The following is a 9,615-nucleotide window of genomic DNA, read 5'->3' as shown; positions in this document are numbered from 1 at the left end:
GCCCCGCGCTCCCCGAGGCCGCCCGGCACCGGCTGGCCCACCTGCTGGCCGGCCGCTCGGCGCCCTCGGGCGGCGGGCGGCGCGGGACCGCGCCCGACCTCACCGAGCTCATCCCGCAGTGGCTGGCCATCGCCAACCGGAGGGGCTTCCGGGCCCCGGCGGCCCTGCTGCCCCCGCTGCTGGACGCCGCCCGCGCGCGGACGGACCTGCGCCCGCAGGCGCTCGCGTTCGCCGGGCCGCGCGGTCTGTGGCTGGCCGGGCTGAACCCCGACTGGAAGTTCGCCCTGCGGGGTTCCGCGAGCGGTGCGCCGCAGCTCGATCTCACGGACCCGGATGCGGTGGCGCGGCTGTGGGAGGAGGGGCTGTTCGCGGAGCGGGTCGCGCTGCTCGACGCCGTACGGGCGCAGGATCCGCCCGCCGGGCTCGCCCTGCTCGCCACCACCTGGCCGGCCGAACGGGCCGAGGACCGGCTGATGTTCCTGGATTCGCTGCGGTCGGGGCTCGGCGCCGCCGACGAGCCGTTCCTGGAGCAGGCCCTGTCCGACCGCAGCCGCAATGTCCGTGCCACCGCCGCCGAACTGCTCTCCGCCCTGCCCGATTCGGCGCTCGCCGCGCGGATGGCGGCCCGCGCGATGTCCTGCGTGCACCCGGACCGTACGGGGGACACCGCTTCCATCGCCGTGGAGGCGCCGCACGAGTGCGACGCGGGCATGCAGCGCGACGGCGTCATGGCGGTCCCGCCGACGGGCCGGGGCGAACGGTCCTGGTGGCTGGGGCAGTTGGTGGAGGCCACCCCGCTCGGCGTCTGGGAGGAGCGGTTCGGCGGGCGTCCGGCCGAGGAGATCGTGGCCCTGCCCGTCGCCGACGACTGGGCCGACGAGCTGCACACCGCCTGGTGCCGGGCGGCGGTCCGGCAGCGGAATCCGCGGTGGTCCCGGGCCCTGCTCGGGCGTCCGTCGGAGCCGGTGGCGAGCGGCCCCGGGACGGCCTCGATAGCCGAGCGGTCAAAGCTCCTGGCGATCCTGGACGAAGGGGAACGCGCCTCCTGGGTGGCCGAGTTCATCGCGGCACACGGGCTGTCGGAGGCGTTCCAGTTGCTCGGGGTGTGCACGGTCCCCTGGGCCGGGCCGCTCGGGCGTGCGGTGGTCGACGCGCTCGACATCGCGCGGGACGGCGGGAGTTATCCGTGGAGCTTCAGCGGGGTGATGGGCCTCGCGGAACGCTGTCTGGACCCGGCCGAGGCCGACCGGCTGGAGGTCCTGACGGCCGCGCAGGACGAGCAGGAGGGGGCGTCGCCGGGGGCGGGAGGCTACTGGTCGGAGGCCTTCCAGCGCCTGGTCTCCACCCTCCGGCTGCGCGCCGCGATGGAGGCGGAGCTGATGGCCTGAGACGGAGGCGGAGGTATGCCCCGGGACGAAGACGGGCCCGTGCGCGGCGAGCCCGTCCGGGGTGCGGCGAAACCCGTCCTGGGTGCGGCGAACCCGTCCGAAGCGCGGCAACCCAATCCCGTGCGCGGCAGGCCCGTCCCATATGCGGCGGGCCCGTCCGGGGGCGCGGCGTGCCATCCGAGGCGGGGCAGGACCGTCCGAGGCGCGGCAGGCCCGTCCGGGGGCGTGCCAAGCCCGTCCCGTGCACGGCGGGCCCGTCCCAGGCACGGCGGGTGCCCATCCAGGGTGCGGCGAGCCCGTCCCGTGCACGGCAAGCCCACCCCATGCGCGGCGTTCAGGCCTGGGCGGCCTGGCGGACGTTGGCGTTGACCCATGCGACGATCTCGCTCGTCGTCGCGCCCGGGGTGAACAGCTCCGCGACGCCCAGCTTCTTCAGCGGCGCGATGTCGTCCTCCGGGATGATCCCGCCGCCGAACACCTTGATGTCCTCCGCCTCGCGGGCCTTCAGCAACTCGATCACCTTGGCGAACAGCGTGTTGTGCGCCCCGGAGAGGATCGAGAGGCCGATGGCGTCGGCGTCCTCCTGGATCGCCGTGTCGACGATCTGCTCGGGCGTCTGGTGGAGCCCGGTGTAGATCACCTCCATACCGGCGTCCCGCAACGCCCGCGCGATGACTTTGGCCCCGCGGTCGTGGCCGTCGAGGCCCGGCTTGGCCACCACCACACGGATCGGACCGGTCACACCCATCACTGCCTCCACCTGGTCTCCCGCGCCTGAAGGGACGGGGATGTGAACGAACGTTATCCACAGCATCCCGCACGCCACAGTTTCGCGGCAGGCGGGGAGGGGGAAATCACACGTGGGACATGTTCGCCAGGCGTCGTCCCCGGTATCACGCGGTGTTACGGCCGCGCGGGGCCCGGCGCTAGGGGAGCCGCTACGAGGTCGCCGTACCACCGCGCCGCCAGCCGCACGGCACGGTGGTACGGCCCTCTCGAACCCGGCCACGGCCGCCCGGCCGGCCGACGGCGCTCCTCGTCCCGCCACCCACAAGGGCGTACGGGGACGGGAGCCGCCGCCTCCGTACGCCGGTGCAGGAGGCCGGCCGTGAAGCTCCCCCCTCTCCCCTTTCCCTCCTTTCCCTCCTTCCCGCTGACCCACCTCACCCGCCTCCCGGCTCTCCCCCGGCTGCCGGGGCCCCGGCTGTCGTCCGCGCTGCTCGGCGCCACCGCACTGGAGCTGTTCGTCCTCGCCGGACGGCTGATCGTCTACCCCTTCGGGCTCACCTCCGAGCGGGGCGGGGCCACGCCCGCCGAGGCAGCGTCCCCCGCGACCACCGAGCCACCGGCCACGACGGCCGCTCTACCGGCCACGGCCGCCACGACGCCGCCCGTCGTCCTGCTGCACGGCTTCATCGACAACCGCTCCGCGTTCGTCGTCCTGCGCCGCGCGCTGACCCGGCACGGCCGCCGCCTGGAATCCCTCAACTACTCCCCGCTGACCCGCGACGTCCGCACCGCCGCCGAACTGCTCGGCCGGCATGTGGAGGAGATCTGCGCGCGCACCGGGCACGGCCGGGTCGACATCGTCGGGCACAGCCTCGGCGGCCTGATCGCCCGCTATTACGTACAGCGGCTCGGCGGCGACCGGCGCGTGCGCACCCTGGTGACGCTCGGGACCCCGCACGGGGGCACCGCCGTCGCCCCCGGGGCGGGCGTTCACCCCATCGTGCGGCAGATGCGCGGCGGGTCCTCGGTGATCGAGGAGTTGCGCGGCCCCGCCCCCGGCTGCCGGACCCGGTTCGTGAGCTTCTGGAGCGAGCTGGACCAGGTGATGGTCCCCGTCGAGACGGCGTGCGTCGACCACCCGGATCTCGACGCGGTGAACGTACGCGTCACCGGCATCGGACACCTCGCGCTGCCCGTGCACCCGACGGTGGCCGCCGCGGTCCGTGAGGCTCTTGAGGCGCCGGAGGCCGGAGAGGACGACGCCACCGCCGCCGGGGCGACATCCGCGGCCTGAAATAGAACATCACTCGAACGTAGGGCCAAGGCTGCGTCTGCCGTCCGCCGAAAGACGGCCGATTGCCCGTTTCCTGTGGACCCAAAACCTGTCGAAGATTGTCGTCCTCACATACCGCCGGGTACAGTCGCGGCCACTGCTTCCCCCTGGGACACCCCTGACCGGGCCCCAGAACAGTCCTGCTGCCGAGGCGAGAGAGACGTTGGTGAACGACCAGCACCCCCACGCCGGGCACGTCGGGTACGACGACCGATCGACCGGCAGCTTCGACACCGACCCGCTCTTCGGCTCGCTCCCCGGCGGCCACGACACCGGCTACGACGTCGGTCACCCCGCCGCCGGATACGGCGACGTCACCTATGGCCAGGGCACCTACGGCGCCGGTTTCGATACCGCGTACGCGACCGGGCAGGCGGACCACAGCGGCCAGTACGACGCCTCCGCGTGGAGCACCGGCGCCCAGCAGACACTGACCCACGACGGCTACGCCGCTCAGGACCACGTCCAGCAGCACGTCCAGGAGCACCCCCAGCACGCCACGCAGGCCCAGGCCACGCAGCAGTGGGACACCTCCGGGGCCTGGCCGCAGATCAACGACCAGGACCTGACCGGCCAGTGGGCGACCGCCGACACCGGCGCGTTCCCCACCACAGACTTCCCCTCCGCCCCGTACGGCACGGACACCGCGTACGGGGCGGAGGCGTACGAGACCGAGGCATACGGCACCGGGGTGTACGGGACGGCCGCCTACGAGACCGGTACGTACCCGGCGGACACCGCGTACGGAACCGGCGCCGTCCACGGGGCGGACGCCTACGAGACCGGGGCGTACGCCACCACCGCCTTCACCACCGGCACCTACGACACCGGGGTTTACGACGCCGGGGCCTACGAGACCGGCGCGTACGGCACGGTCGCGTACGACACCGGCGCCTACGACGCGACCGCCTGGAACTCCGGCGCCACGCCCGGGGACGCCGCGTACGAACCCGAACAGACGTCGCACACGCTGTACGAACACCAGCAGGCCGACGCGACGGCGCCCGAGGGCCCGGCCGAGGCGGACCACCCGGTCGACGAGCCGGTGGCCGACGCGTCCTCCACCGCCGAGTTCGCCGCCCTCGCCCACGACATCGCACCGGACGCCGCACCGCAGCCGGCCCCGGCCCCGGAGCCGGAGCCGGACGCCGAGGACGGCTTCCCCGCCCCGCACTCCGTGAACCGCACCGCGGCCCGCCCTCCCGCCCCGCGCAACCGGGCCCGCCGCCGCAACCCCGCCAAGCGCTCCGCCCTGCTGACCGTCGCGGTGCCCTCCGCCTGCGTGATGAGCGTCGCGGGCATCGCGGCCGCCTCGGTCAGCGGGATGCCCGGCGGCGAGGAGAAGCCGGAGGAGACGACCACCTCCCTGGCGGTCGCCGACCCCAGCACGGTGAAGCCGGTCGCCGCGAACAACCGGCTGGACAGCCAGCTGGCGCAGCTCTCCGAGGGCAGCGACGACTTCCGCGAGCGCGCGAGCCGCACCCAGGAGCGCATCGACCTGCGGGAGCGGCAGGCGGCGGAGAAGAAGAAGCGCGAGGAGGAGGCCGCACGCCGGGAGGCGCTGCGCCCCAAGTTCGTCCTGCCGGTCAAGCAGCACGGGCTCTCCGCCTACTACGGCCAGGCGGGCGTCAACTGGATGTCCGTGCACTCGGGCATCGACTTCCCCGTCTCGTACGGCACTCCGGTGATGGCCGCGACCGACGGCACCGTACGCACCCAGCTGAACAGCGCCTACGGGGTCATGGCGATCGTGACCGCCGCCGACGGCACCGAGACCTGGTACTGCCACCTCAGCAGCACCAAGATCCGCTCGGGCCCGGTGAAGGCCGGCGACGTCATCGCGTACTCCGGGAACTCGGGCAACTCCACCGGCCCGCATCTGCACTTCGAGGTCCGGCCCGGCGGCGGCGCGGCGATCGACCCGCTGGTGTGGCTGCGCAGCAAGGGCCTCAACCCGTCCTGACGGACCGGTCCGGAAGCGAGCAGCAGGTGAGTGAGGGGGAGGGCTTCGGGCCCTCCCCCTCACTCATGTCTCCTACAGCTTCTCGACCGGCGCGTACCGCAACAGCAGCTTCTTCGGGCGCTCGTCGCCGAAGTCGACCGTCGCCTTGGCCTGGTCGCCGTGGCCCTCGACGGCCGTCACCGTGCCCAGGCCGAACTGGTCGTGCGTGACCCGGTCCCCGACGGACAGGGCGACCGTCGGCTTGTCCGAGGAGCGCCGGGTGGCGAAGCCCGAGGGGCCGGAGCGGGAGCGCGAGGAGGACAGCGAGGACGTGATGCCGGAGGTGGGCCCGGCGGGGGCGGCCATCGGGCCCTTGCGCTTCCAGTCCAGGTGCGCTTCCGGGATCTCCTCCAGGAACCGCGACGGCGGGTTGTACGAGGGCTGGCCCCAGGCGCTGCGCATCGCGGCCCGGGTGAGGTAGAGCCGTTCGCGGGCGCGGGTGATGCCGACGTACGCGAGGCGGCGCTCCTCCTCCAGCTCCTTGGTCTGGCCGAGGGCCCGCATGTGCGGGAAGACGCCGTCCTCCAGGCCGGTGAGGAAGACGACGGGGAACTCCAGGCCCTTCGCCGTGTGCAGGGTCATCAGCGTGATGACGCCGGAGCCGTCCTCGTCCTCGTCGGGGATCTGGTCAGAGTCCGCGACGAGCGCGACCTTCTCCAGGAACTCCGCGAGCGTGCCCGCGCCCTCCTCCTCGCCGCGCTCCTGCTCGAATTCGAGGGCGACGGCGGCGAGTTCCTGGAGGTTCTCGATGCGGGTCTCGTCCTGCGGGTCGGTGGAGGCCTGGAGCTCGGCCAGATAGCCCGTGCGCTCCAGGACGGCTTCCAGCACGACGGCGGGTCCGGCGCCGGACTCGACGATCGTGCGCAGCTCCTCCATCAGCGTGTTGAAGCGCTTGACGGCGTTGGAGGAGCGGGCCGCCATGCCGTACGCCTCGTCGACGCGGCGCAGCGCCTGCGGGAAGGAGATCTTCTCCCGCAGCGACAGGGCGTCGATCATGGCCTCGGCGCGGTCGCCGATGCCGCGCTTGGGGACGTTGAGGATGCGGCGGAGCGGGACGGTGTCCTCGGGGTTGGCGAGGACACGGAGGTAGGCCAGGACGTCCCGGACCTCCTTGCGCTCGTAGAAGCGCACGCCGCCGACGACCTTGTAGGGCAGGCCGACCCGGATGAAGATCTCTTCGAAGACACGGGACTGGGCGTTGGTGCGGTAGAAGACGGCGACGTCGCCGGCCTTGGCGTCGCCCGCGTCGGTGAGCCGGTCGATCTCGTCGGCGACGAACTGCGCCTCGTCGTGCTCGGTGTCCGCGACATAGCCGGTGATGCGGGCGCCGGAGCCGGCGTTGGTCCAGAGGTTCTTCGGGCGGCGGCTCTCGTTGCGCTCGATGACGGCGTTGGCGGCGGAGAGGATCGTCTGCGTGGAGCGGTAGTTCTGCTCCAGCAGGATCGTCGTCGCGCTCGGGTAGTCCTCCTCGAACTGGAGGATGTTGCGGATGGTCGCGCCGCGGAAGGCGTAGATCGACTGGTCCGCGTCGCCGACCACGCACAGCTCGGCGGGGGCGTCGTTCTCCCCGGCCGGGCCGACCAGCTCACGGACCAGCGTGTACTGGGCGTGGTTGGTGTCCTGGTACTCGTCGACGAGGACGTGGCGGAAGCGACGGCGGTAGTGCTCGGCGACGTCCGGGAAGGCTTGGAGGAGGTGGACCGTCGTCATGATGATGTCGTCGAAGTCCAGGGCGTTGGCCTCGCGCAGGCGGGCCTGGTAGAGCGTGTACGCCTGGGCGAGGGTCTTCTCGAATCCGTCGGCGGCCTGCCCGGCGAAGGTCTCCTCGTCGATGAGCTCGTTCTTGAGGTTGGAGACCTTGGCGGTGAAGGACTTCGGCGGGTAGCGCTTGGGGTCGAGGTCCAGATCGCGGCAGACCAGGGCCATCAGCCGCTTGGAGTCGGCGGCGTCGTAGATCGAGAACGACGAGGTGAAGCCGAGCTTCTTCGACTCGCGGCGCAGGATGCGGACGCACGCGCTGTGGAAGGTCATGACCCACATGGCGTTGGCGCGCGGGCCCACCAGCTGCTCGACGCGCTCCTTCATCTCGCCGGCGGCCTTGTTGGTGAAGGTGATCGCGAGGATCTGCCCGGGGTGCGTGCCGCGCTCGGCCAGCAGATGGGCGATGCGGTGGGTGAGCACCCGGGTCTTGCCGGAGCCGGCCCCGGCGACGATGAGCAGCGGGGACCCGGCGTGCACGACGGCGGCGCGCTGCTCGGTGTTGAGCCCGTCGAGCAGCGCGGCGGAGTCGATCGCCGGGCGCGGGTGACCGTCCCGGTAGTACCCGTCCCGGGGCGGCGGGGGCGCGTCGTAGACGCCCTCGAAGAGTCCCTCCGGCACCGCTTCGGGCGCGTGGTCCTCGGGGGGCGGCGGGGGGCCGTCCTCCGCGGGCTGGAGGCCGGTCAGGAAGTTGTCGTCAAAGAGGCTGCTCATCGCCTCCCGAGTCTAGGCGGCCGAACTGACAACCTTCCGCCGAAGCCGGGAAGCGGGCGGAAGCGGGCTGCCGGAACCGGGGAATCGCCCGCTCCTCACCCGTACGCACGGAGAGCGCACGTCCACGTTCCGTGAAGGAGCGCCCGGTCGGAGGGGGTGCGGAGCCCCCGATCCGGAAAGGTCACGAAAATGTATCGGGCATATCGCTCATCGTCCTTCCCAGCGGCGGGGCCGGTTGGCTAGCGTGCTCGGTCAGGTGATCCGTACCTCCCTGAGGCGAACCGCGCCTAACGGACACCTCTGCCGAATTCGACCTGCCGTCTCGGCAGTTCGGAACCGGGGACCCACACGCAGAACCGGGGTGAATCGGTCCGTGCCCTCGCATGCGGACCGTAGGACAGCCTTCCGTTCCGTCCGAACCCGACAGCTAACCCGGTAGGCGGTCCACGGAAGGAGATGCCGGTCTTGGCATCGCATCGCAAGCCGCGCACGAAGGTGCGCACCACCACCCCCGCCGTCGGGCTGACGACGGCCGCGCTGGCCTCGGTGACGCTGCTCTCCACGCAGAACGCCACGGCCGCGCCCGCGGAGCCGAAGCCCGCCATCGAGGAGGTCCAGAAGAAGGTCGACGCCCTGTACCGGCAGGCGGGCTCGGCGACCCAGGAGTACAACCGGGCCAAGGCGGCCTCCTCGTCGCAGCAGAAGAAGGTCGACACGCTGCTCGCGGACGTGGCGAAGCGGACCGAGAAGATCAACGAGGCGCGCCGGGCGCTGGGCTCCTACGCGGCGGCCCAGTACCGCAGCGGCGGCATCGCGCCCACGGCGACGTTCTTCCTCGCGGACGACCCGCAGGGGTACTTCGACCAGAGCCGGCTGATGGACCGGGCGACGGAGCGGCAGCAGAAGGCCGTGACCGACTTCCGTACGCAGCAGGCCTCGGCGGCGAAGAAGCGCGCGGAGGCCGTGAAGAGCCTGGAGTCCCTGACCGAGACGCAGGCCACGCTCGCCGCCAGCAAGAAGGACGTCCAGGCCAAGCTGACCGAGGCGCGCGGGCTGCTGTCCCGGCTGACCGCCGAGGAGAAGGCGCGGCTGGCGGAGCTGGAGCGGAAGAAGGAGGCCGAGGCGAAGGAGAAGGCGGCGAAGCTGGCCGCCCGCCAGGCCGCCGAGGCGAAGAAGAAGGCCGAGGCCGAGGAGAAGGCCCGCGAGGAGGCCGCGAAGGAGTCCGGCGGCGGTTCGGGGTCCGGATCGGGCACCGGTACGGGCACGGGTTCCGGGTCCGGCACGGGCAGCAGTTACGCCGCCAAGGCGGAGAAGGTGCTGGCCTTCGCCCGCGCCCAGATCGGGAAGCCGTACGTGTGGGGGGCGTCGGGCCCCTCCAGTTACGACTGCTCGGGGCTGACGCAGGCGGCCTGGCGGGAGGCGGGCGTGACCCTGCCGCGGACCACCTGGGACCAGGTCGAGGTCGGCACGCGGGTCGCCACGGCCGACCTCCAGCCCGGGGACCTGGTCTTCTTCTACGACGACATCAGCCACGTCGGCATCTACAAGGGCGACGGGATGATGATCCACGCCCCGAAGCCGGGTGCGAACGTGCGCGAGGAGTCGATCTACTACATGCCGATCTACGGGAGCGTACGCCCGGCGTGACGCGGGGGCGGGGGCGGCCGGTGACCGGCTGCCCCCGGCAGGTT

The 9,615-nt window shown here is 72.5% G+C and carries 6 protein-coding genes and 1 riboswitch; of the genes, 4 read left to right on the top strand and 2 right to left on the bottom strand.

All coding sequences use genetic code 11. The features are described from left to right. Positions 1-1,388, top strand: a 1,388-nt coding sequence (locus tag A3Q37_RS33280) for a DUF5691 domain-containing protein (RefSeq protein WP_065490582.1), incomplete at its 5' end; no start/stop codon positions are given. A gap of 334 nt (positions 1,389-1,722) precedes the next feature. Here A3Q37_RS33280 and A3Q37_RS33275 read toward each other — a convergent pair. Next, positions 1,723-2,136 (bottom strand): cobalamin B12-binding domain-containing protein, encoded by a 414-nt coding sequence (locus A3Q37_RS33275; protein ID WP_065490580.1) that lies wholly within the window; start codon positions 2,134-2,136, stop codon positions 1,723-1,725. Positions 2,137-2,541: 405 nt separating this feature from the next. On the opposite strand from A3Q37_RS33275, the gene A3Q37_RS33270 reads away from it, so the two are divergent. Both A3Q37_RS33270 and A3Q37_RS33265 read left to right on the top strand, forming a co-directional pair. Continuing rightward, entirely contained in the window at positions 2,542-3,411 is an 870-nt protein-coding gene (locus A3Q37_RS33270) for a triacylglycerol lipase (RefSeq protein ID WP_107471630.1), read from the top strand. 205 nt (positions 3,412-3,616) lie between these two features. Continuing rightward, complete coding sequence (locus tag A3Q37_RS33265; protein WP_065490576.1) at positions 3,617-5,413, top strand: M23 family metallopeptidase; 1,797 nt, start codon at positions 3,617-3,619, stop codon at positions 5,411-5,413. Between the two features lie 72 nt (positions 5,414-5,485). Here A3Q37_RS33265 and pcrA read toward each other — a convergent pair whose 3' ends face one another. After that, positions 5,486-7,924 (bottom strand): DNA helicase PcrA, encoded by a 2,439-nt coding sequence (gene pcrA / locus A3Q37_RS33260; RefSeq protein WP_065490575.1) that lies wholly within the window; start codon positions 7,922-7,924, stop codon positions 5,486-5,488. Between the two features lie 291 nt (positions 7,925-8,215). After that, positions 8,216-8,382: riboswitch (cyclic di-AMP (ydaO/yuaA leader) on the top strand. A gap of 7 nt (positions 8,383-8,389) precedes the next feature. Here pcrA and A3Q37_RS33255 point away from each other — a divergent pair. Next, entirely contained in the window at positions 8,390-9,571 is a 1,182-nt protein-coding gene (locus A3Q37_RS33255) for a C40 family peptidase (protein ID WP_065490584.1), read from the top strand. Positions 9,572-9,615 lie beyond the last annotated feature (44 nt).

Origin of the sequence: Streptomyces sp. PTY087I2 (genome assembly GCF_001687325.1) — a bacterium.
GTDB lineage: Bacteria > Actinomycetota > Actinomycetes > Streptomycetales > Streptomycetaceae > Streptomyces.
This window is presented reverse-complemented; position numbering and strand designations above follow the sequence as displayed.